Origin of the sequence: Nonomuraea sp. NPDC050022, assembly GCF_044460705.1 — a bacterium.
In the GTDB taxonomy this organism is placed as follows: Bacteria; Actinomycetota; Actinomycetes; order Streptosporangiales; family Streptosporangiaceae; genus Nonomuraea.
This window is the reverse complement of sequence record NZ_JBITKE010000003.1, coordinates 1,058,591-1,079,756: the sequence shown is the minus strand read 5'-3', so window position 1 is coordinate 1,079,756 and position 21,166 is coordinate 1,058,591. Positions and strand designations below refer to the sequence as shown.

At 69.1% G+C, this 21,166-nt stretch carries 21 protein-coding genes and 2 rRNA genes; 14 read left to right on the top strand and 9 right to left on the bottom strand.

Going from position 1 to position 21,166, the window contains the following annotated elements; all coding sequences use genetic code 11:
- The 4 genes from ACIBO2_RS16485 to ACIBO2_RS16470 all read left to right on the top strand — a co-directional run.
- Positions 1-91, top strand: a 23S ribosomal RNA gene (locus ACIBO2_RS16485); the annotation flags it as partial.
- A gap of 86 nt (positions 92-177) precedes the next feature.
- Positions 178-294 (top strand): 5S ribosomal RNA (gene rrf, locus ACIBO2_RS16480).
- Positions 295-756: 462 nt separating this feature from the next.
- Entirely contained in the window at positions 757-1,170 is a 414-nt protein-coding gene (locus ACIBO2_RS16475; RefSeq protein WP_397297641.1) for an Imm7 family immunity protein, read from the top strand.
- A 541-nt stretch (positions 1,171-1,711) separates the two neighbouring features.
- Complete coding sequence (locus tag ACIBO2_RS16470; RefSeq protein WP_397297639.1) at positions 1,712-2,599, top strand: serine hydrolase; 888 nt, start codon at positions 1,712-1,714, stop codon at positions 2,597-2,599.
- A 336-nt stretch (positions 2,600-2,935) separates the two neighbouring features.
- Here the strand turns inward: ACIBO2_RS16470 and ACIBO2_RS16465 are convergent, their stop codons facing one another.
- From ACIBO2_RS16465 to pstS, 5 genes are read right to left on the bottom strand one after another with little or no spacing between them, the layout of a single operon-like run.
- A complete protein-coding gene (locus ACIBO2_RS16465) occupies positions 2,936-3,631 on the bottom strand; it encodes a response regulator transcription factor (RefSeq protein WP_358557449.1) in 696 nt (231 codons plus the stop codon).
- 26 nt (positions 3,632-3,657) lie between these two features.
- The gene (gene pstB / locus ACIBO2_RS16460) at positions 3,658-4,434 is read right to left on the bottom strand and encodes a phosphate ABC transporter ATP-binding protein PstB (RefSeq protein WP_358557446.1); all 777 of its coding nucleotides are present in this window, start codon (positions 4,432-4,434) and stop codon (positions 3,658-3,660) included.
- A gap of 14 nt (positions 4,435-4,448) precedes the next feature.
- Positions 4,449-5,324, bottom strand: a complete 876-nt coding sequence (gene pstA, locus ACIBO2_RS16455; protein ID WP_397297636.1) for a phosphate ABC transporter permease PstA — start codon at positions 5,322-5,324, stop codon at positions 4,449-4,451.
- Complete coding sequence (pstC, locus tag ACIBO2_RS16450; RefSeq protein WP_358557440.1) at positions 5,321-6,301, bottom strand: phosphate ABC transporter permease subunit PstC; 981 nt, start codon at positions 6,299-6,301, stop codon at positions 5,321-5,323. Before pstC ends, pstA begins: the two co-directional genes overlap by 4 nt.
- A gap of 6 nt (positions 6,302-6,307) precedes the next feature.
- Positions 6,308-7,420 carry a phosphate ABC transporter substrate-binding protein PstS gene (gene pstS, locus ACIBO2_RS16445; protein WP_358557437.1) on the bottom strand — a complete coding sequence of 371 codons (1,113 nt, stop codon included), beginning with the start codon at positions 7,418-7,420 and terminating at the stop codon, positions 6,308-6,310.
- A 121-nt stretch (positions 7,421-7,541) separates the two neighbouring features.
- Here pstS and ACIBO2_RS16440 point away from each other — a divergent pair, with 121 nt between their 5' ends.
- Both ACIBO2_RS16440 and ACIBO2_RS16435 read left to right on the top strand, forming a co-directional pair.
- Complete coding sequence (locus ACIBO2_RS16440; RefSeq protein WP_358557434.1) at positions 7,542-8,015, top strand: low molecular weight protein-tyrosine-phosphatase; 474 nt, start codon at positions 7,542-7,544, stop codon at positions 8,013-8,015.
- A complete protein-coding gene (locus tag ACIBO2_RS16435) occupies positions 8,002-8,787 on the top strand; it encodes a fructosamine kinase family protein (RefSeq protein WP_397297632.1) in 786 nt (261 codons plus the stop codon). Before ACIBO2_RS16440 ends, ACIBO2_RS16435 begins: the two co-directional genes overlap by 14 nt.
- On the opposite strand, the gene hisN is transcribed toward ACIBO2_RS16435, so the two are convergent.
- From hisN to aroA, 3 genes are all read right to left on the bottom strand, one after another.
- On the bottom strand, positions 8,782-9,567 hold the full coding sequence (hisN, locus tag ACIBO2_RS16430) for a histidinol-phosphatase (RefSeq protein ID WP_358557428.1): 786 nt from the start codon (positions 9,565-9,567) through the stop codon (positions 8,782-8,784). The two genes, ACIBO2_RS16435 and hisN, sit on opposite strands and share 6 nt — an antisense overlap.
- Positions 9,568-9,684: 117 nt before the next feature.
- Positions 9,685-10,725 carry a ribosome small subunit-dependent GTPase A gene (rsgA, locus tag ACIBO2_RS16425; RefSeq protein ID WP_358557457.1) on the bottom strand — a complete coding sequence of 347 codons (1,041 nt, stop codon included), beginning with the start codon at positions 10,723-10,725 and terminating at the stop codon, positions 9,685-9,687.
- Positions 10,726-10,885: 160 nt separating this feature from the next.
- A complete protein-coding gene (gene aroA, locus ACIBO2_RS16420) occupies positions 10,886-12,187 on the bottom strand; it encodes a 3-phosphoshikimate 1-carboxyvinyltransferase (protein WP_397297630.1) in 1,302 nt (433 codons plus the stop codon).
- Between the two features lie 91 nt (positions 12,188-12,278).
- Here aroA and ACIBO2_RS16415 point away from each other — a divergent pair, with 91 nt between their 5' ends.
- Together ACIBO2_RS16415 and ACIBO2_RS16410 are read left to right on the top strand one after the other, a co-directional pair.
- A complete protein-coding gene (locus ACIBO2_RS16415; protein ID WP_358557422.1) occupies positions 12,279-13,025 on the top strand; it encodes an SOS response-associated peptidase in 747 nt (248 codons plus the stop codon).
- A gap of 153 nt (positions 13,026-13,178) precedes the next feature.
- The gene (locus ACIBO2_RS16410; protein ID WP_358557419.1) at positions 13,179-13,511 is read left to right on the top strand and encodes a TraR/DksA C4-type zinc finger protein; all 333 of its coding nucleotides are present in this window, start codon (positions 13,179-13,181) and stop codon (positions 13,509-13,511) included.
- 36 nt (positions 13,512-13,547) lie between these two features.
- Here ACIBO2_RS16410 and ACIBO2_RS16405 read toward each other — a convergent pair whose 3' ends face one another.
- The gene (locus ACIBO2_RS16405) at positions 13,548-14,348 is read right to left on the bottom strand and encodes a methyltransferase domain-containing protein (RefSeq protein ID WP_358557416.1); all 801 of its coding nucleotides are present in this window, start codon (positions 14,346-14,348) and stop codon (positions 13,548-13,550) included.
- Between the two features lie 234 nt (positions 14,349-14,582).
- Here ACIBO2_RS16405 and ACIBO2_RS16400 point away from each other — a divergent pair, with 234 nt between their 5' ends.
- The 6 genes from ACIBO2_RS16400 to ACIBO2_RS16375 all read left to right on the top strand — a co-directional run bounded on the left by ACIBO2_RS16400 (position 14,583) and on the right by ACIBO2_RS16375 (position 21,129).
- A complete protein-coding gene (locus ACIBO2_RS16400) occupies positions 14,583-15,188 on the top strand; it encodes a sigma-70 family RNA polymerase sigma factor (protein ID WP_214640210.1) in 606 nt (201 codons plus the stop codon).
- Positions 15,185-15,451, top strand: a complete 267-nt coding sequence (gene rsrA, locus ACIBO2_RS16395; protein WP_225301833.1) for a mycothiol system anti-sigma-R factor — start codon at positions 15,185-15,187, stop codon at positions 15,449-15,451. Before ACIBO2_RS16400 ends, rsrA begins: the two co-directional genes overlap by 4 nt.
- Before the next feature lie 9 nt (positions 15,452-15,460).
- On the top strand, positions 15,461-16,399 hold the full coding sequence (locus ACIBO2_RS16390) for an NAD-dependent epimerase/dehydratase family protein (protein ID WP_358557413.1): 939 nt from the start codon (positions 15,461-15,463) through the stop codon (positions 16,397-16,399).
- A 243-nt stretch (positions 16,400-16,642) separates the two neighbouring features.
- Positions 16,643-17,998 carry an HD-GYP domain-containing protein gene (locus ACIBO2_RS16385; RefSeq protein WP_357949560.1) on the top strand — a complete coding sequence of 452 codons (1,356 nt, stop codon included), beginning with the start codon at positions 16,643-16,645 and terminating at the stop codon, positions 17,996-17,998.
- Positions 17,995-19,257 carry an HD-GYP domain-containing protein gene (locus ACIBO2_RS16380; protein WP_397297625.1) on the top strand — a complete coding sequence of 421 codons (1,263 nt, stop codon included), beginning with the start codon at positions 17,995-17,997 and terminating at the stop codon, positions 19,255-19,257. The genes ACIBO2_RS16385 and ACIBO2_RS16380 overlap by 4 nt, the downstream gene beginning before the upstream one ends.
- Before the next feature lie 513 nt (positions 19,258-19,770).
- The gene (locus tag ACIBO2_RS16375) at positions 19,771-21,129 is read left to right on the top strand and encodes a biotin carboxylase N-terminal domain-containing protein (protein WP_358557410.1); all 1,359 of its coding nucleotides are present in this window, start codon (positions 19,771-19,773) and stop codon (positions 21,127-21,129) included.
- Positions 21,130-21,166: the final 37 nt, after the last annotated feature.

The following is a 21,166-nucleotide window of genomic DNA, read 5'->3' as shown; positions in this document are numbered from 1 at the left end:
CTCCCGGTAGACGACCGGGTTGATAGGCCGGAGGTGGAAGCACGGTAACGTGTGGAGCTGACCGGTACTAATAGGCCGAGGACTTGACCACAAAGCATCTTGCTCGCGTCCACTATGTAATTCTGAAACAACAAACACGCCCTGGTTGGTTGGTTGTGTTTGACAGTTTCATAGGGTTACGGCGGTTATGGCGGGAAGGAAACACCCGGTTACATTCCGAACCCGGAAGTTAAGCTTCCCAGCGCCGATGGTACTGCACTCGGGAGGGTGTGGGAGAGTAGGTCACCGCCGGACAATCTTTGGTTGCAGAAAGGGCTCCACGCATGACGCGTGGGGCCCTTTTTCGCGTTGTGGGGCCTTACGCGTGGCGCGTGGGGCCCTTTTCTGCGTTGCGGGGTCTGGCGCCGTTGCCGGGCATTTCTACATTCCCAGGCCTCGCGCCGTTCTCGGGGGCCTGGAAGGCTCGGCGCGCACGAGGCGGCCTGGAGGCGGCCTGCTGGAGCGACGGCGAAGGTGCTGGCGGTCCGCGTGAGGCAGTCTGCTGGAGCGATCGCGGCGGTCTGCGCAAGGCGGTCTGCTGGAGGGATGGCGACGGCGGGAGAGGGATGGCGGGAGGGGGATGGCCGACGGCAACGCGGCTTCTCCGCTCAGGCGTTGCTGCCTTCTCGGCGGCCCGCGCGAGGCAGCCTGCGGGAGGGATGGCAAGGTCGGAGGGGACTGTGAGGGTGATGGAGAGACGGCGACGGCGGCAGGGGGATGACGGTGATGGAGTACCACGGGTGGGTGACCATCCGTCAGACGGCCCGCGCTGACGACGAAGGATCCGACGGTCTCCTGAAGCGGCAGGTGGAGGAGATCCGTGCGTATCTGGCGCAGCTCCCCGACTACGGTTTGATCGACCTGCGCTGGTTGAACGGCATTCCCTCCTTGCACGTGGCCGGCCAACCCAACCGCGACGGCGGCTGGAGCGGCATGATCATCGAGCTGTTCCAGCGGGTCGGCCAGATCGCGCCCGGCTCCTACGGGCTGCTCCATCTCTGGGACGACGAAGGCGCTCACCCGAACGAGTTCCGCGTCTACCGGCTCGTACGCGGCCGGCTGAGCGAGCACGCCGACACCCTGCTCTCTCCCACGATCCCGACCCTCGAAGACCCCGAACCGCACCCCTAACCCAAGTCGGACTTCTGACCTGAGCCGCACTTCCCACCCGAGCTGCACTTGGCCCGAGCCGGATTCCCGACCCGAGCCGCACTCCTGGTCTGGCTCCTGACCTGGACTATCCGTCCGTCAATGGAAACTCGAGATGATACGACTTGGGCGGCCAGCGAGATCGTGGTGTTCGCGCGAGCAAGCCCGTGGTGTCCGTGCGGGCGTAGGAACGTTGGCGTCCGTGCGTCCGTGCGTCCGTCCGAGCTGACTGAGCTCGTTGGTGAGCATCTCCCGCGGGCACAGGCGCGCTGGCAGCTTGTGCTCGCCCTGGCCAGGTCGGGCCGCCAGGTAGCTGCCCCACTGAGCGGGGCCGCCCCATAGAACGAGACCACCCCACAGGGTTGCCGAAGGGGACATCTGTGGCGTCGGCTCGATCGTCAAACTGGGCACCACTGGCCACTAGCGTCACATCGGCACCATTCGTGATAATTTACGAATGGTCGGGGGGAGAGGCTTCGGGGGGTTCTCCCGCGTGGCCTTAACTGGGCTTCTCCTGCTGCTCTTGGCCGTCTGGCCGGCGCCGCCCCCGCGAGAGCCGGTTCAGCGTCGGGCCGCCTTCCACCAGCAGGCCCCTGTCCTGGTCCAGCAGCAGGCACTGGTCGAGGTCCCCGCGCCGGTGAAGCATCGCAAGAAGCCCAAGCCGGATCCGCCGATCGTGGCCAAGAAGATCACCAAGCGGCTCGATCGCTACCTGGCCGGGCGTCCGGGGCCTGTCACAGCGATGGTCGAAGATCTCACCACCGGGCGCCTCTACCGTTATCACCGCGACGAACGACTGATCACCGCGAGCACCGCCAAAGTGCAGATCCTCATGGCGCTCCTCCTCAAGACCCCCTGGCACAAGCTCTCGAAGGCCACCAGGCACGACGCCGACCTCATGATCCGCTACAGCGACAACCACGCCGCCGATCGCCTCTGGCTGCGGATCGGTGGGGCCGCCGGGTTCACGAAGGCGGGCAAGAAGTACGGGCTGCGCCACACTCAGGGGGTTCCGGGTGACTGCGTCGACCTGTACTGCTGGGGCATCACCAGCACCTCGGCCGAAGACCAGGTGCGGCTGATGAAGGCCCTCGTGTCGGCCAAGAGCCCGCTCCGGGCCAAGGATCGTGCGCAGGTGCTCAGGCTGATGGGCAAGGTGATCGACGGCCAGAACTGGGGCGTGAGCGCCGCCAAGTGCAAGGGCGACCATGTCGCGCTGAAGAACGGCTGGCTGAAGCGCGTGTCCACCAAGCGCTGGGCCATCGTCAGCGTCGGCCTCATTCACGGCCACGGCCATGACTACGCGCTGGCCGTGCTGACCGAGAACAACGCCGACACCGGCCAGGGCATCGCGACCGTTCAGGGCGTGGCCGAGCGGATCATGAAGTCTTTCCGGTCGTGCCACGCCTGACCGCACGAGGTCACGCGGGGCCGGTCGCGCCACGCCTGACCGCACGAGGTCACGCGGGGCCGGTCGCGCCACGCCTGACCGCACGGGGTCACGCGGGGCCCGGAGGGGGCGTCCCACGGGCTGAACGGGGTTAAGCGGGGTTAAGCGGGGCGGAACGTAGTCGCACAGAACTGAACAGCTTCGCGGGGTCAAGCAGGGTCATACAGGCCATGCAGGGCCGTGCAGGGCCATGCAGGGCCGCACAGGGCCGCACAGGGCCGCACAGGGCCATGCAGGGCCGCACAGGGCCATGCAGGGCCGCACAGGGCCATGCAGGTCGTACGGGGTCGAGCAGGGTCACACCGAGTCGGACGGGGCGGGGGCGATCAGGCGGTAGCCCACGCCGCGGACCGTCTGGATCAGTGCGTCCTCGTCGTCGCCCAGCCGGGCCCGCAGCCGCTTGACGTGCACCGCGATCGTGTTCGTCGAGGTGCTGGACACCGTGTGCCACACATGCCGCATGATCTGCTCGCGCGTGACCGTGCGGTTCGCGTTGCGCATCAGATACTGCAGCAGCTCGAACTCGCGCAGCGGCAGATGCACGACCCGCCCGTCCACCCGTACCTGGTAGGCCTGCGCGTCGAGTTCGACGCCGCCCACGACCAGCACCTCGCGGCCCTCCGGGGAGGCGGCGTGGATGAACGGCAATAATTCCGGCACCCGGTACGGCCTGGCCACGCAGGCGACGGCACCGGCGGCGAGCGCCTGTACGGCCTGCTCGGCGTGCCCCTCGCCGACGCCGAGCAGAACGGGCACGGCCCGTGAGAGCCGTACCGCCCGTACGAAGTCGACGGCGCCGATGACCGGCAGCGTGGCCGACACGAGTACCACGTCAGGCTGCAGCGCCCCGGCCTGGATCAGGCCCTGGGCGCCGTCGGGGACGCCGGTGACCGAGACGCCCTCGCGTTCGAGGGCGGTGGCCACGTCCTCCACGACCCCGTTGTCCGGGTCCGCGATGAGCAGGATGGGCTTCGTCCTCGTGTCCCCGTTCACACTGGATGCCGCCTGCTGGTGGATCATCAGCCGAAGCGCCCGGTGATGTAGTCCTCGGTCGCCTTCTCTGTGGGATTGGTGAACATGCGGGAGGTCTCGTCCATCTCGACGACCTTGCCGGGCTTGCCCTGCTCGGCGAGGTTGAAGAAGGCGGTCCGGTCGCTGACCCGGGCGGCCTGCTGCATGTTGTGGGTGACGATCACGATCGTGTAGTCGTCCTTGAGCTTGGCCATCAGGTCCTCGATGGCCAGCGTGGAGATCGGGTCGAGCGCGGAGCAGGGCTCGTCCATCAGCAGCACCTGCGGCTGGACGGCGATGGCCCTGGCTATGCAGAGTCGCTGCTGCTGGCCGCCCGACAGGCCCGCGCCGGGCTTGTTGAGGCGGTCCTTGACCTCGTTCCAGAGGTTGGCGCCCTTCAGTGACGTCTCGACGACGCCGTCCATCTCCGACTTGGACACGCGGCCGTTGAGCCGGAGCCCGGCGGCCACGTTCTCGTAGATCGACATCGTGGGGAACGGGTTGGGGCGCTGGAAGACCATGCCGATCATCCGGCGCACCGAGACCGGCTCGACGCTGGAGGCGTACAGGTCCTCGCCGTCGAGCAGCACCTTGCCCTCCACGCGCGCGCCGGGGATGACCTCGTGCATACGGTTGAGCGTGCGCAGGAACGTCGACTTGCCGCACCCGGACGGGCCGATGAACGCGGTGATCGAGCGCGGCTCGATGGTCATCGAGACGTCCTCGATGGCCTTGTGGCCCCCGTAGTAGGCGTGGAGGCCGGAGACCTGGATCTGCTTGGACATAGTGGCTTTACCCCTTATCGGCCTCTGGCAGGTGCGCGCCACCGGGCGATCAGGCGCGCGACCAGGTTGAGCAGCATGACGATCAGGATGAGCGTGAGGGCTCCGGTCCAGGCCCGATCCACGGCGGTGTCGTTGGGACGTCCCGCCTGGTCGAAGACGAACAGGGGGAGCCCCATCTGCGGCCCGCTGAACGGGTCGTTGTTGATGGAGTCGGTGAAGAACACGGTGAGCAGCAGGGGCGCGGTCTCTCCGGCGACTCTGGCCACGGCCAGCATGACGCCGGTGATGATGCCGGTCAGCGCGGTCGGCAGGACGACCTTCATGATCGTGCGCCACTTGGCCACACCCAGCGCGTACGAGGCTTCGCGCAGGTCGTTCGGGACCAGGCGGAGCATCTCCTCGGCCGATCTGACCACGGTCGGCATCATCAGGATCGACAGGGCCAGCGCCCCGGCGAACCCGGAGAACGGCTGGCCCAGGAACAGGACCCAGAACGCCAGGATGAACAGGCCGGCGACGACAGAAGGGACGCCGGTCATGACGTCCACGAAGAAGCTGATGTACCGGCTCAACCGGCCGCCGTTGCCGTACTCGACCAGATAGATCGCGGTCAGCAGCCCGATGGGGACGGAGATGAGCGAGGCGAGCAGGACCTGTTCCAGCGTGCCGATGATCGCGTGGTAGGCACCGCCACCCGCGTCGCGGGCGCTGATGTTGCGCATCGAGTGCGTGAGGAAGTCCAGGTCGAAGCGCCCGAGACCGTTCTTGATCACCAGCCAGAGCACGGACACGAGCGGGACCACGGCCAGGGCGAACGCCAGGTAGACCAGCCCCTGGACGACGCGGTCCTTGATGCGGCGGCTGGTCGAGATGTGCTGGATCGCGGTCATGCGGCGGCCCTCGCGTACTCCTTGCGGCGGTTTATGATCATGCGGGCCGCTATGTTGACGAGCAGTGTGATGACGAACAACACCAGGCCGGAGGCGATCAGCGCGCCCCTGCCGATCGGGGTGGCCTCACCGAAGCCGTTGGCGATGTTCGCCGCGATGCTGTTGGCGTGCGGGGTGAGGATCTCGAAGCTGATGTCGAAGGTGGCGGGGAAGATCAACGCGACCGCGATGGTCTCGCCCATCGCCCGGCCGAGGCCGAGCATCGAGGCGCTGATGACGCCGGGACGGCCGAACGGCAGCACGGCCATCCTGATCATCTCCCAGCGGGTGGCGCCGAGCGCGAGCGCCGCCTCCTCGTTCATCTTGGGAGCCTGGAGGAAGACCTCGCGGGAGATGGCCGCGATGATCGGCAGGATCATGATCGCCAGGACGATGGCTCCCGCGATCATGGTCTTGCCGCCGATCGCGCCCTCGCCGGCGAAGAGCGGGAACCAGCCCAGGTTCTCGTTCAGCCACTGCGAGGGCGTCTTCAGCAGCGGCACCAGGAAGACCACGCCCCACAGGCCGTACACCACACTGGGGACGGCGGCGAGCAGGTCGATCAGGTAGCCGAGCGGCCCGGCCAGGCGGCGGGGCGCGTAGTGGGAGATGAACAGCGCCACGCCGACCGCGATGGGCGTCGCGATGACGAGCGCGAGGGCCGAGCTGAGCACGGTGCCGAACGCCAGGGCGGCGATGCCGAAGACCTGGCTGCCGTTCGGGTCCCAGACCAGCTCGGAGAAGAAGTGACCCTTGTTCGCCTGCAGGGCGGGGATCGCCTCGCTGATGAGGAAGACGGCGATCGCCGCCATGATCCCCAGCAGGATGACGCCCGCGCCGGTGGCGGCGTAACGGAAGGGCCCTTCACCATGGCTGCGCCGCGAGGCGGGCCGGCTCGTGGCCGGTCCGCCATCACGGGTACGAACGTTGGTCGTCATCGGCTGCTAGGAGATCGCCTCGACGGCGGTGCGGACCTTGGTCAGCAAATCGCCCGCGAGCGGGGCGTAACCGAGGTCCTTCAGCGCGGCCTGGCCCTCGTCGCTGGCGGTGTAGGTGAGGAAGGACTTGACCAGCTTCGCCTGGTCGGCGGGCAGGCCCTTCTCGCAGGTGATCTCGTACGTCACCAGGACGATCGGGTAGGCGCCCGCGGTCTTGGTGGCGTAGTCGATGCCGAGCTTCAGGTCGTTGCCCGTGCCCTTGATCTCCGCGGTCTCGATCGTCTTGGCGGCGCTGTCGGAGTTCAGCTCGACGAACTCGCCCGCGCCGTTGGCGACCTTGGCCTTCTGGAGCTGGGAGTTCTCGGCGAACGACAGCTCGACGTAGCTGATCGAGCCCTCGGCGCCCTTCACCGAGGAGGCGATGCCGTCGGAGCCCTTGGCGCCCTGGCCCTTGGCCTCGGCGGGCCACGCCTTGGCCGGCTCGTACGGCCACTCGGCCGTGGCCTTGAGGAACTTGGTGAAGTTGTCACTGGTGCCGGACTCGTCAGCCCGGTGGAAGGCCTGGATCGGCGTCGAAGGCAGCTTGGCCTGCGGGTTGTCGGCCTTGACGGCCGCGTCGTCCCACTTGGTGATCTTGCTGCTGAAGATGCCGCCGAGAGTCTTGGGGGACAACTGCAGCCCGTCGACGCCCGGGAGGTTGTAGACGACCGCGATCGGGCCGGTCACCATCGGGATGTTGATGGCCTTGCCGGTCTTGCACCGGGCGTCGGCCTGGGCGGGCTCGCCCTTGTCGTCCTTGAGGGCCGAGTCGGAACCCGCGAAGGCGACCGTACCCTGGATGAAGGCCTGGACACCCGCGCCAGAACCGCTGGGCTGGTAGTTCAGGCTGGCCCCGGGGTTCTTGCTCTGGAAGTCCTTCTTCCACTGGTCGATCGCGTTGGCCTGGGCCGAGGATCCGGCGGCGTTGATCGTGCCGCTCAGACCGTTGTCGTTACCCGCGGCGGTGGTGGCACCGGCGGACGCGGTGGCGTCGGCGCCGCTGTTGTTGTCTGTGCCGCACGCAGCGAGCGAGAGCGCGCCGACGACGGCGACGGCGGCGAGCCGGCCTGCATACTTCACGGTTGGGTTTCCTCCCACTCGGTCCTTAGTCGCTACGAAGTTATGCAGCCAAAGTGACTCAATCCCCCTACCGAGGGTGAACGGACAGTGAACGGCCCTGGTCACCCTCATGATGGGAGGTATGACCTATCGCGTATGCCTGGTGTGCATGGGAAACATCTGCCGTTCACCTATGGCGGAGACCGTGCTCAGGCGGACCTTGGCCGACCACGGACTCGATGAACAGGTGGCCGTCGACAGCGCCGGCACCGGCGGCTGGCACGCGGGCGATCCCATGGACGCGCGGGCTCTGCGGACGCTGGCCGATCACGGCTATGACGGCTCGGCGCACCGGGCCAGGCAGTTCACTTCGGGGTGGTTCGACCGCTACGACCTGGTGCTGGCCATGGACCGGGACAACCTGTCGTTCCTGCGGCGGATGGCCCCTGAGGGCGTGGAGGTACGGCTGTTCCGCTCGTTCGACCCCGACGCGCCGGACGGCGCCGAGGTGCCCGATCCCTACTACGGCGAGGCCGACGGTTTCGAAGAGGTGTTGCGGCTGGTCGAGGCCGCTTCTGACGGCGTCGCGAAGCACATAGCCGATGAGATCGACTGAGGATCTCGGGGCCTCCCACGGGTGGCGGCTGCAGCGGGGCGTGCTCGACGACGGGCGCGTGGTGTTCGCCAAGACCGGAGCCGTTTCTCCGGTGTTCACTTCCGAGGCAGAAGGGCTGCGGTGGCTCGGTGAGGTCATCGCCGTGCCGGAGGTGGTCGAGGTCTCCCGGGATCGGCTCGTACTCTCGTGGGTGGACACCTCAGCGCCGACGGCGGCGGCCGCCGAGCGGTTCGGGCGCGATCTCGCGCGGCTGCACCGCGCCGGCGCGCCCGCCTTCGGCGCGCCCTGGCCGGGCTTCATCGCCGACCTGCCGATGGACAACTCGCCCGCCGACGACTGGCCGGCCTTCTACGCCACCCGCCGGGTGCTGCCCTTCGTACGCCAGGCGCGGCTGCCCACGCGGGACGCGGCGCTCATCGAGCGGGCGGTGTCGCGGTTCGGCGAGGTGGCGGGGCCGCCGGAGCCGCCGGCGCGCATCCACGGCGACCTGTGGAGCGGGAACGTGCTCTGGTCGGACGGACGCGCGGTGCTCATCGACCCGGCGGCGCACGGCGGGCACCGGGAGACGGACCTGGCGATGCTGGCGTTGTTCGGGGCGCCCTATCTGGATCGGATCCTGGAGGCCTACCAGGAGGAGACGCCGCTCGCGGACGGGTGGCGGGAGCGGGTGCCGCTGCATCAGCTGCATCCGCTGCTCGTCCACGTGGTGCTCTTTGGTGGGACTTATCGCGACAGCTTGCTGGCTGCCGTGGCGCGGGTGCTGGCGCTATGAGGCGTTCAGGCGCCTGAGGACCTCGTCGTGCAGGAGGCCGTTGGTGCAGACCAGGCTGCCGCCCTCCAGCCCGGGGACGCCCGCGAGGTCCGTCCACCTGCCCCCGGCCTCCTCGACGATCACGGTGAGGGCCGCCATGTCCCACGGCGACAGCTCCGGCTCGGCGGACAGCTCCACCGAGCCCTCCGCGACCATCATGTGCGACCAGAAATCTCCATAGGCCCTGGTGCGCCAGCAGGCCCGGCCGAGGTCGAGGAAGTTGTCGAGGCGGCCCATCTTCTCCCAGCCGCCGAAGCTGGAGTAGGAGAAGGACGCGTTCTCCAGATCGGAGACCGACGAGACGCGCATCCGGGTCGCCTTGGTCAGGCTCTTGCCGGTCCAGGCGCCGCCCTCGGTGGCCGCCCACCAGCGCTTGCCCAGGGCGGGGGCGGACACCAGGCCCACCTTGACCTGGCCGTACTCCATCAGTGAGATCAGCGTCGCCCACACGGGCACGCCGCGTACGTAGTTCTTTGTGCCGTCGATCGGGTCGATGATCCAGGATCTGGCACCCCAGCCCGTCTTGCCGAACTCCTCGCCCACGACCGCGTCACGTGGCCGGGCCCGCCGGAGGGTGCCGCGAATGGCCTCCTCGACAGCGCGATCGGCATCGCTGACCGGCGTGAGGTCCGGCTTGGTGTCGACCTTGAGATCGACCGCCTTGAACCTTCGCATGGTCAGGTCATCGGCGTGGTCCGCCATGACATGCGCCAGACGTAGATCATCGTTATAACCCGTCACGATGAGCCACGCTACCGTGACTTACCTCCCGAACATCAGTCGAGCGGCCCTGGATTTCTGGTAAGTCCCGTTCCCCGACGGATGGCTGATTCTTCTGATAAGTCCCGCTGCGGGGCCTCAGGTGCCGTCGTCCGGGGTGCCCTCGCGGCTGGACAGGAGGCGGCGGAGGGACTCCAGGCGGGCCGGCTCGGCGTGCCCGGCCGCCACCCAGGGTCCCAGCGCGCAGTCGGCGTCCAGGTGGGTGCAGCCCTTGGGGCAGTCGACCGTGCCTTCGATGAGGTCGGGGAAGGAGGCGAGGACGGTCTCGACCGACACGTGGGCCAGGCCGAAGCTGCGTACGCCGGGCGTGTCGATGATCCAGCCGCCCTCCGGGAGTTCGAGGGCCACGGCCGAGGTCGAGGTGTGGCGGCCTCGGCCGGTGACGGCGTTGACCTGGGAGACCGCCCGGTTGGCGGCCGGGACGAGGGCGTTGACCAGGGTCGACTTGCCCACGCCCGAGTGGCCGACCATGACGCTGAGGCGGCCGGTGAGGTGGTCGCGGAGATGGTCAAGCGAGCCGCCCTTGTGGACGACGACGTGCGACACCCCGAGCGGCTCGTACATCGCCACCAGCTCGTCGGGCGGCGCCAGGTCCGACTTGGTGAGGCAGAGGAGTGTTTCGATCTCGGCGTCGAAGGCGGCCACCAGGATCCGGTCGATCATGCGCGGCCGGGGCGGCGGGTCGGCGAGCGCGGTCACGATGACCAGCTGGTCGGCGTTGGCCACCACGGGGCGTTCGATGCCGTCGGTGTCCTCGACGTCGTCGGCCGAACGGCGCAGCATCGACGTGCGCGGCTCCACGCGTACGACCCTGGCCAGGGCGTCGGGGCGGCCCGAGACGTCGCCCACGAGGGCCACCCGGTCGCCGACGACGATGCCCTTGCGGCCGAGCTCGCGCGCCTTCATGGCGGTGACCAGGCGACGCTCGGGCTGCTTGCGCTTCTGGGCCGATCCCTTGGCGCGTTCGGGCTCGACCAGTGTGGTGTAGCGGCCCCGGTCGACGGCGACCACGAACCCCTCCACGGCGTCCTCATGCGCAGGCCGGATCCGGGTCCGCGGCCGTGAGCCCTTGCTCGGCCTGACCCGTACGTCGTCCTCGTCGTACTCCCGCTTTCTCAGCGGTCTACCCCCATGTCACCATCCGCCGCCTGTCGACCCTGGCGGTCCTGTCCACATGTTGCCCCACCGGGCGGGATGCCCAGGAGACCGTGCCCGCGTGTCCATCCCACCATGCCGACCGGCATGGCCGCCCGCAGGAGCATCCGCGTCGGGAGGGTGGTCATCGCTCGCTCAGCATGGTCGTCCACATCTGGACGAACTCCGGGAGAGTCTTGGCCGTCGTCGCGATGTTCTCCACCTCGATGTCCGGGACCGCCAGCCCGATGACCGCGCCGGCCGTGGCCATGCGGTGGTCGTCGTAGCTGTGGAAGACACCGCCGTGCAGCGGGCGGGGGCGGATGAGCAGGCCGTCGTCGGTCTCCTCCGCGTCGCCGCCCAGCCGGGTGATCTCGGTGACCAGGGCGGCCAGGCGATCGGTCTCGTGGCCACGCAGGTGCGCCACGCCCCGGATCCGGGACGGCGAGCTCGCCAGTGTGGCCAGCGCGGCGATCGTCGGCGTCAGCTCGCCCACCTCGCGCAGGTCGGCGTCGATGCCCTCGATCCGCCCCGTGCCGGTCACGGTCAATGAGCCGGCCTCGCCTGCCGCCTCGTGTGCCGCCGGGGACAGCCGGACCGTGGCGCCCATCGAGGTGAGCAGGTAGCGCAGGGCGTCGCCCGGCTGCGTGGTCGTGTGGGGCCAGCCGGGGATGGTGACCGTGCCGCCCGTGACCAGAGCCGCGCCCAGGAAGGGCGCCGCGTTGGACAGGTCGGGCTCGACGGCCAGGTCCCTGGCCGCGATCGGTCCCGGCTCGACCCGCCAGATGTCGCGCTCGCTGTCGTCGACCGTCACCCCGGCCGCCCTGAGCATCTGGATCGTCATCTCGATGTGCGGCTGCGACGGCACGGGCGGGCCGACGTGGCGGATCGTGACGCCCTTCTCGAAGCGCGCCGCCGTGAGCAGCAGCCCCGAGACGAACTGCGACGAGCCCGACGCGTCGAGCGTGACCTCGCCGCCCGCCAGCGGGCCGTGGATGGTGAAGGGCAGGGCGTCGTTGTCGACGCGGGCGCCGAGCGCGCGCAGGGCGTCGAGGATGGGGCCCATGGGGCGCTTGCGGGCGTGCGGGTCGCCGTCGAAGGCGACCGGGCCGTCGGCCAGGGCGGCCATCGGCGGCACGAAGCGCATGACGGTGCCCGCCAGGCCCGCGTCGATGCTCGCGCCGCCACGGATCGGGCCGGGCGTCACCTGCCAGTCGACGGCGGCCGTGGTCTCGTGCACCGGTGTCAGGGTGGCGCCCAAGGCACGCAGCGCCGCGACCATGAGGTCGGCGTCGCGGCTGCGCAGTGCCTGGCGCACCATGCCGGGGCCGTCGGCCAGCGCGGCGAGGAGCAGCGCGCGGTTGGTCACGGACTTGGAGCCGGGCAATGGGATCGACGCGACCACGGGAGCGGTCGCGGTGGGCGCGGGCCAGTGCGGTGCGGGCATGGTCAAAGAATACTGGCGCCGGTGAAGTTCACGGCTGCCGGCGACTCGGGCGGGCGCGCATGCGGTCACAGGTACATGGCAGTGTGGGGACATGTGCGGGAGATACGCGTCGGCGCGCAAGAAGCACGAGCTGCTGGAGGAGTTCCAGGTCGAGCTCGACGGTGACCCTGACCAGGAGCTCGGGCCCGACTACAACGTCGCGCCCACCAAGAACGTCTACGCCGTCCTCAGCCGAGTCCCCAAGGACGCCGAGCGGGCCGTGCGGCAGCTGCGGATCGTCAAGTGGGGGCTGGTGCCGGCCTGGGCGAAGGACCCGTCGGTGGGCTCACGGATGATCAACGCGCGGATCGAGACGGTGGCCGAGAAGCCGTCCTACCGCCAGGCGTTCGCCAAGCGCAGGTGCCTGCTGCCGGCCGACGGCTACTTCGAGTGGATGCCGGTCGAGGGCGACAAGAAGAAGAAACAGCCGTATTTCATCCACCCGGAGGACGGCGGGGTGCTGGCGATGGCGGGCCTGTACGAGTTCTGGAAGGACAAGTCGCGCGACGACGACGATCCACTCAAGTGGCTGGTGACCTGCACGGTCATCACCACCGACGCCGAGGACGAGCTGGGCCGCATCCACGACAGGATGCCGATGATGATCGAGCAGGAGCGCTGGGCGGAGTGGCTCGACCCCAAGCTCACCGACCCCGAGCAGGCTTCGGGTCTGCTGGTGCCGGCCGACACCGGGCGGCTTACGGCGGTGGCCGTTTCCACCGATGTCAACAATGTTCGGAACAACGGCCCGGACCTCATCAAACCCCTGCCCCCGGAGGAGGAAACCGCTCTCCGCTAAAGGTGTAAGAGCCACGCTTAGTGGGCATTCGGTGGGGAAAGCGATGCATCCGTTCACCCGGAGTCACCGCCACACATGCCCCCCAACGCGCCGGGTAGGACTTCCGGGGAGTCCCGCTGCGGCTTGCCCCCCTTTACCCGGAGGTGCGGATCCGTGGACGACGCGACCGCTCGTAAGCAGCTGGAGAAGATGCTCGCTGACCTGGACCGATCGATCGGGGTGCTGCAGGGCGACCCCGTCGCGATCCGCGAGCACTCCGCGGCCGACGCGGGGTCCGACCTGACCGACGCCGACCGCGCCCAGGCCATGCTCACCGTGGCCACCGCGCAGCGCAGGTCCGTGATCGAGGCGCTCAAGCGCGTGGACGAAGGCACGTACGGCAGGTGCGTCGACTGCGGCAAGCCGGTCCCGGAGGGCCGGTTGGAGGCCCGTCCGGAGGCCGCGCGGTGCGTGGAGTGCCAGGGCAGGCAGGAACGCCGCCGCTAGCGGTGCTTTCGTTGGCGGTACCGCCAACGAAAGCGGCTAGGTCTTGCGGGCGCTGGCCACGAGGTGGATGCCGACCGTGTCGTCGTCGTCCGGGTGCGCGTCGAGTTCGGTGCGGACCAGCCAGGCCAGCGATCTGGCGTCGGAGCCCAGCACGTGGTCGACGGTGGAGGGCGACAGCACGGTACGCGGGCGTACCCACTCCACCTCCAGACCGGCGCCGGTCAGCAGCTCGCGCAGCTGCGCGCTGCTGAAGCAGCGGGTGATGCTGCCGTCGGGCCACGGCACCAGCATGACCTCGCCCGTCTGCCGCAGGTGCTGCCACTGCTCCTGCTCGGCGAGGATCGCCATGCCCAGCACCAGGGAGTCGACGCAGATCAGCGCCCGGCCGCCGGGCCGCAGCACCCGGAACACGTCGCTCATCGCCGACTCGGCCATGAGCTCGATCGACATGGCGCGTTCTTCGGCAAGGACCGCGTCCACGCTCTCGTCGGGGAGGAAGGCCAGGTCGTCGGCGCGTACGTGACGGACGCGCCCGGCGTCGCGCAGCCGCGCCTGCGGGTCGGGCATCAAGGGGGAGCTCGGCGACTGGGAGTTGAGCGACGCGGGGGTCAACGCCAGCGAGGTGGAGCGGCGGAAGTCGAGCAGCTCGATCACCCGGTGCCCGGCTCCGGCGGCCTGCCCGGACCAGCGTCCGCGGCCTCCTGACAGATCGAGTACGACGGAGGGTTGGGCGGGGAGCCACCGGGTCAGCTGCTCGGCGACAACGGCGCGGTAGAAGGTCCAGTACGGCCCGAGCGTCCCTGAGCCGTTCAGTTCCTCGGCCGGAATGGGCAGCACACGCGACTCCTGGGTTCCGGGAAAATGGCTACCAGCCGGTACGTATGGTTTTCCCCGCACCGGGTCGTTCGTCACCTTCTATCTTGCGGGAACAGACGAGGGCGCGGGCGTGTTGCGACGTGCATGCTCACATTGCTCGAACCCCTCCCCAGTGACGGACCGGTCCGTGACGAGCGGGTATTCTCCCCTGAGTACGGTGTACCGCAACAGCCGGCCACCGGTGATCTTAGGGGGGTGGGTCCGGTGCCCGCGACAGGCGCGGAGACTCTGGAACAGCGAAGTGAGCGGTTCGAGCGCGAAGCCATGCCTTACCTCGAGCAGCTCTACTCCGCGGCGCTCCGGATGACCCGGAACCCAGCGGACGCGGAGGACCTGCTTCAGGAGACCTTCGCCAAGGCGTTCGCCTCGTTCCACCAGTTCCAGGAAGGTACGAACCTCAAGGCGTGGCTCTACCGGATCCTGACCAACACTTTCATCAACAGCTATCGCAAGAAGCAGCGCGAGCCCAAGCAGTCGGGCACCGAGGAGATCGAGGACTGGCAGCTCGCCCGCGCTGAGTCGCACACTTCGAGTGGCCTGAAGTCGGCCGAGGTCGAGGCGCTCGAGCATCTCCCCGACGGTGATATCAAGCAGGCCCTGGCGGTCCTGCCCGAGGAGTTCCGGATCGCGGTCTATTTGGCCGACGTCGAGGGCTTCCCGTACAAAGAGATCGCCGACATCATGGGGACCCCGATCGGCACCGTGATGTCCAGGCTGCACCGCGGTCGCAGGCAGCTCCGCGGACTTCTCGAGGACTACGCCCGTGAGCGCGGCCTGGTCCCGGCGGAGGGATCGAAATGAGCTGTGGCAACCCGCATGACACCGACTGTCGGGAAGTGCTCGACAAGGTCTATTCCTATCTCGACGGCGAGCTGACCGAGGGCGACGTGGTCGACATCCGCGTGCACCTCGAAGAGTGCAGCCCGTGCCTGAAGGAATATGACCTCGACAAGGCGATCAAGGCGCTCGTGGCCAAACACTGCGGCTGTGACCCGGTGCCCGGCGACCTGCGTTCCAAAGTGCTGGCCCGCATCGCGCAGGTGAGATCGGAGCTGTCCGACTAGGATTCCCCCATGCGCGTGCTTGTCACCGGGGGTGCCGGGTTCATCGGTTCGAATCTCGTCGATCGCCTGCTGGCGGATGGGCACGACGTGGCGGTCGTCGACGACTTCTCGTCCGGCTGCCGGGACAACCTGGCCGACGCGGCCACGCATGACCGCTTCCGCCTGCACGAGGTCGATGTCCGCGATCCGGCCTTGATCGAGCTGGCCGCCGAGCTGCGGCCCGAGGTCATCTGCCATCTCGCCGCGCAGATCAGCGTGCGTAAGAGCGTCACCGATCCGGTCCACGACGCCAGTGTGAACGTCCAGGGCACCGCGTCGGTCCTGACCGCCGCGCACGAGGCCAGCACCCGCAAGGTGGTCTTCGCCTCCTCCGTCGCGGTCTACGGCCGGCCCGCCACGATCCCGGTGCCCGGTGACGCCGCCACCGACCCGCGCTCGCCGTACGCCGCCTCCAAGCTGAGCGGCGAGACCTACCTCGCCACCTTCAAGGCGCTCTACGGCATCGAATACACCACGCTCGTGCTGTCCAATGTCTACGGCCCGCGCCAGTCGCCAGAAGGCGAGGCCGGAGTGGTGGCCATCTTCACCGACGGCCTGCTCGGCGGCACGCCCACGGTGCTCTACGGCGACGGCACGCAGACCCGCGACTACATCTATGTCGAGGACGTGGTCGACGGCTTCGTCCGGGCCTGTGGAGCCGAGGGCAACGGGCGCAGGTTCAACCTCGGCACCGGCATCCAGACCACCGACCGCAGACTGCACGCGCTGATCGCCGACGCGGCCGACGCGCAGGACAAGCCGGGGTTCGCGCCGCCGCGGGTGGGCGACCTGCCGGCCATGGCGGTCGACCCGGTGCCCGCCTATGAGGGGCTCGGCTGGCAGCCGCGCACCGACCTGGCGACCGGGTTGAAGAACACGGTCGCCTGGGCCGCCCGTCGCCCAAGGTAGTGGATTGATTACGCTTTGCTTGCGATTCTCGACTCTGGCCCTGCACAGACCGGGCCTTCTGTAGCGTGACCCACAGGAGTCGGCGTATCGAGTCGACGTGGAGGCGAGCACATGCTGAAGGCTATGATCGCCCGGCTGATCGCGGCCGCGGTGCTGATCACCCCTGTGATGACACTGCTGATGAGCGCGGGCGGGGCCCTGCCTCACGGGGTGTCCTGGACCTGAGCACCCTTGGGGGCCGCAATGCGTGATCTGCCGTGGCCTGCGAAGGTCTATCTCATCGCCGTCATCGGCGCGGCGACCATCCTCCTCGGGCACAGCGTGATCACCTCCGGGCGCCTGGTGGCACCCGGAGATCTGGGCATCCTGCTGGTGCTCGCGCTGCTGTTCCTGGTCTGCGAGTCGATGCCGACGTTGCTGAACGTGGAGCAGTTCGCGGTGTCCGTGAGCTTCTCCGCGGCGCTGGCGGCTGTCGTCCTGATCGGTCCGGAAGGGGCCGCTCTGGTGGGGTTCACGGCGGTCTTCAGCGTGCGTCCGGGGCTGCCGTTGATCAAGCGGCTGTTCAACGGGGCGCAGTTCGCGATCTGCGGCTACGCGGCCGGCTGGATCTACCAGGGGCTGGGCGGGGTCTCCGGCGTGCCGGGGGTCAACGCCTTCGACGGCCTCATCGGCCCCTACGCCGCGGCCACGGGCGTGTTCGTGCCGCTCAACATCGTGCTCACGCTGACCATGATCCGGCTGGCCACCCGGGTGCGGGCCATGGAGGTGCCGCTGCGGGGCATGGTCCAGTTCCTGCTGTCCTATCTGGGTTACGGCACGTTCGGGCTGCTGGTGGCCGGGCTCTGGGCGACCGTGCAGTCGATTTCGGCGGTGCTGGTGCTGCTGCCGCTGTTCGTCGCCCGCTGGGCGTTCGGTCAATATCACGCGCAGCAGCGCTCGTACGACGCCACGATCGCCGCCCTGTGCCAGGCGGTCGAGACGAAGGACTACTACACCAGGGGCCACTGCACCCGCGTCTCCCTGGCCTCCTCGATGATCGCTCAGGAGATCGGCATGGGCCTGGAGCGGCTGCGCGCCATCCGCTACGCGGGCATGCTGCACGACGTGGGCAAGCTCGGCGTGCCGACCAAGGTGCTGCAGAAGGAGGGGCCGCTGACCGAGGAGGAGTTCGCCGCGATCCAGCTCCACCCGATGCGCGGGCTGGAGATCGTCCGGGGGATCGACTTCCTCGACGAGGCGTACGCCGGGATCATGCACCACCACGAACGCCACGACGGCAAGGGCTACCCGATGGGACTGGCGGCCGACGAGATACCGGAGTTCGCCCGGATCATCGCGGTGGCCGACGCGTTCGACTCGATGACGTCCGATCGCTCCTACCGCCACGCCCGCTCGGTCGAGGTGGCCGTCGAAGAGCTGCGCAAGAACGCGGGCCGCCAGTTCGACCCGGTCATGGTGGCGGCCTTCGCCAGAGCACTCGAACGCGAGCCATGGCAGCCGCCCCGCCGCGTCGAGTCGCCGCCGCCCGAGGCGACCGAGACCCCGATCAAGGACCATGACGACCCGACCAGGCCGATCGAAGTGGTGAGCGGGCCTTGACGCGTGCCTTCCAAAGCCTGGACTCCGGGCAACTGCTGCTCATCTGCGGGGCGGGACTGGTCGCGGTGGCCGGCGTCGCGCACACCTCCGCCGTGGGGCTCGACCGGCCCGAGATCGCGATCGGCTTCGGCGCGCTGATCGCGGTCGGCGAGTTGGCCAGGCTCACCATGCCGGGCAACCGGGAGGTCGCGCCCATCGGCGCCGCCGCCGCGCTCGGCTACACGCTGCTGCTCGACCTCAGCGACAACCCGCTGCGCCACACGGCGCTCCAGGTGGTGGCCGTGATCGCGGTCGGCATGATCGCGGGTGCGCTGCCGCACCTGGCGGTCGGCCGCCCGCCACGCCTCGACGCCATGGCGCGCCGCCTGCTGACCGGCGCGCTGCTCGCCTTCGCCTTCCGGCCGCTGGCCGACCCGCTCTTCCAGCTCACCCGGCAGGACCCGCCGACGTGGTGGCCCGCGCTGGGCGTCATGGTCACGCTCATCACGCTCACCCTGCTGATCGACGTGCTGATCGCGGCCCTGCTCAGGGCCGAACAGGTGCGCACCGCCTTCAAGGTGGCCGTACGCGACGAGCTCAACATGGCCTTCCCGCTGGGCGCCGCCGTGGCCGCGTCCGGCGTGCTGCTCGCGCTGGCCACCCACAGCATGGACCTGGTGGCGCTGCTGGTCTTCGCCGCTCCGCTGCTGGTCACTCAGGTGGCCTTCCGCAAGTACGCCGGGATCCGCGCCACCTACCTGCAGACCGTACGCGCCCTGTCGCGGGTCACGGAGGTCGGCGGCTACGTCGAGCCCGGTCACTCGCGCCGGGTGAGCCGCCTGTCCGTGGCGGTCGGCCGCGAGCTGGGCATGGCGGAGCCGGAACTGCTGGAACTCGAGTACGCCGCCCTCATGCACGACATCGGCCAGCTGTCCCTGAGCGACCCCATCCCGGGCGGCGCGACCGTGCTCGCCGATCCCGCGCAGGCGCGCCGCATCGCGGAGCTGGGGGCTGAGGTGATCAAGCAGACGGGCGTGCTCGACCGGGTGGCCGAGCTGGTACGCCGCCAGTGCGACCAGATCGCCGAGGACCCGCCGCTGTCCAGCCGGATCATCAAGGCGGCCAACGCCTACGACGACCTGGTCGGGGGGTCGGCTGATCGGGACCGGGCAGGGGCGGCGTTGGAGCGGCTGCGGCTGGCGGTGGGGACCGCGTATGATCCGGCGGCGATCGAGGCGATGACCAGGGTGGTGGACCGGCTGGCGGTCCACAAGCTGTAACGCCCTCTGTGGGTGGTGACCGCGCGCCCGGCCTCCGCCGCGGTCGCCGGATGGCTCGTCACGCGACCGTCTGGATCTCTGTGACGGTCCGTGGCGGCTGAGGTCCTTGCGGGCGAAAGCCCTTCGGGGGATCGGAAGAGGACGGCCCGTTGTGGCTGGGGTTGCAGAGGAGGAATGCCTCTGCGGGGCAGCGGGAGCAGACGGTCTGTGGTGGGTGGGCCTCAAGAAGGGATGCCCTCCGGGGGCGGAAGAAGAGGCCCGTCAGCCTGGAACTCGGTCGCGCCACTGGCTCGCCCGTCCGCGCCACCGGCCAAGGATGCGCACGTAACGGCGCCCGGCCCTGTGCGGGGTCAGCGGGCGTTTTCCTGGAGGTCCTCAGCCATGTGCGGTGGGTGGCGGTGGGGGCGGCTTGCCGTAAAACATGGAGTTTGTGGGTTTTCTACAGAAGACGTCGGCCGGATCGGTGGTTTAGCGGGAAAGGGACCTTCCGCCCAACGGCCGTAGATTGGGCGGGTGCTTACTGAGACGCTTGGGGCTGTTCTGGTCGCCAATCGAGGGGAGATCGCCCGGCGGGTCATCCGCACGGTCAAGCGGCTGGGGCTGCGGGCCATCGCCGTCCACTCCGAGGCCGACGCGGATCTGCCGTTCGTGCGCGAGGCGGACGAGGCCGTGCTGATCGGGCCGGCCAACCCTCAGCTGAGCTATCTCGATGCCGGGAAGGTGCTGGAGGCGGCTCGGGCCACCGGGGCGCGGGCGGTTCATCCGGGTTATGGGTTTCTCGCGGAGAACGCGGCGTTCGCCAGGGCGGTGATCGATGCCGGGATGGTGTGGATCGGCCCGGCCCCCAAGTCCATCGACCAGATGGGCGACAAGATCAATGCCCGCAACCTGATGGAGGACGCGGGTGTGCCCGTGGCGGCCGGCACCCGGGAGCCCGTCACCGATCTGGAGCAGGCGCTGCGGGCGGCGGGCCGGATCGGTTACCCGGTCATGGTCAAGACCGCGGGCGGGGGTGGCGGCATCGGGATGAGCGTCGCCCACGACGACGAAGAACTGGCCAAGGCTTTCGAGCAGGCCGCCCGAGCGGCGGCGAGGTTCGCCGCCGGTGACGTCCTCGACGGGCCCGCCATTCTGCTGGAGCGCTACATCGCGCGGGCTCGCCACGTCGAGGTGCAGATCCTCGGCCTGCCCGACGGCACGGTCGTGGCCCTGGGCGAGCGTGACTGTTCTGTGCAGCGTCGTCATCAGAAGGTCGTGGAGGAGTCGCCGTCGCCCGGCATCACGCCCGAGCTGCGCGAGCGCATGCTCGCCGCCGCCGTGCGGGCCGGCGAGGCCGTCGGCTATCTGGGCGCGGGCACCGTGGAGTGCCTGGTCGACGCCGACGCGCAGGACTTCGTCTTCCTGGAGATGAACACCAGGCTCCAGGTGGAGCACCCCGTCACCGAGCTGGTCACCGGGCTGGACCTGGTCGAGCTGCAGCTGCGGGTGGCCGCGGGCGAGAGTCCCGAGGTGAAGGCGGAGACCGGTGGCCACGCCATCGAGTTCCGTGTGTACGCCGAGGATCCCGGGAGGTTCTTCCCGGGACCGGGCAAGATCTCCGCCTGGCGAGAGCCGGCCGGCGAGGGCGTCCGGGTGGACTCCGGCTACGAAGAGGGCAACACGGTCACGCCGTTCTACGATCCCCTCATGGCCAAGCTCTGCGTCTTCGGTGCGACCCGGGCCGAGGCGCTGCGGGCCGGTCGCGAGGCCGTCGCGGGGTTCGTCGTCGAAGGACCCAAGAACAACCTGCCGTTCTGTGCGGAACTGCTGGACAACGCCGAGTTCGTCAGCGGCGACTATGACACCGGCTTGATCGGGCGAATGCGCGCCTAGCGCACATGACATTGTTAACTCATTGGAAGAGGGGAGT

What these genes read in the sequence shown, in the direction of transcription:
- ACIBO2_RS16475 (WP_397297641.1), top strand. Translation starts at nt 757, where the DNA reads ATGACGGTGATGGAGTACCACGGGTGGGTGACCATCCGTCAGACGGCC.
- pstB (WP_358557446.1), bottom strand. Translation starts at nt 4,434, where the DNA reads ATGTCCAAGCAGATCCAGGTCTCCGGCCTCCACGCCTACTACGGGGGC.
- pstA (WP_397297636.1), bottom strand. Translation starts at nt 5,324, where the DNA reads ATGACCGCGATCCAGCACATCTCGACCAGCCGCCGCATCAAGGACCGC.
- pstC (WP_358557440.1), bottom strand. Translation starts at nt 6,301, where the DNA reads ATGACGACCAACGTTCGTACCCGTGATGGCGGACCGGCCACGAGCCGG.
- ACIBO2_RS16440 (WP_358557434.1), top strand. Translation starts at nt 7,542, where the DNA reads ATGACCTATCGCGTATGCCTGGTGTGCATGGGAAACATCTGCCGTTCA.
- ACIBO2_RS16435 (WP_397297632.1), top strand. Translation starts at nt 8,002, where the DNA reads ATGAGATCGACTGAGGATCTCGGGGCCTCCCACGGGTGGCGGCTGCAG.
- aroA (WP_397297630.1), bottom strand. Translation starts at nt 12,187, where the DNA reads ATGCCCGCACCGCACTGGCCCGCGCCCACCGCGACCGCTCCCGTGGTC.
- ACIBO2_RS16415 (WP_358557422.1), top strand. Translation starts at nt 12,279, where the DNA reads ATGTGCGGGAGATACGCGTCGGCGCGCAAGAAGCACGAGCTGCTGGAG.
- rsrA (WP_225301833.1), top strand. Translation starts at nt 15,185, where the DNA reads ATGAGCTGTGGCAACCCGCATGACACCGACTGTCGGGAAGTGCTCGAC.
- ACIBO2_RS16390 (WP_358557413.1), top strand. Translation starts at nt 15,461, where the DNA reads ATGCGCGTGCTTGTCACCGGGGGTGCCGGGTTCATCGGTTCGAATCTC.
- ACIBO2_RS16385 (WP_357949560.1), top strand. Translation starts at nt 16,643, where the DNA reads ATGCGTGATCTGCCGTGGCCTGCGAAGGTCTATCTCATCGCCGTCATC.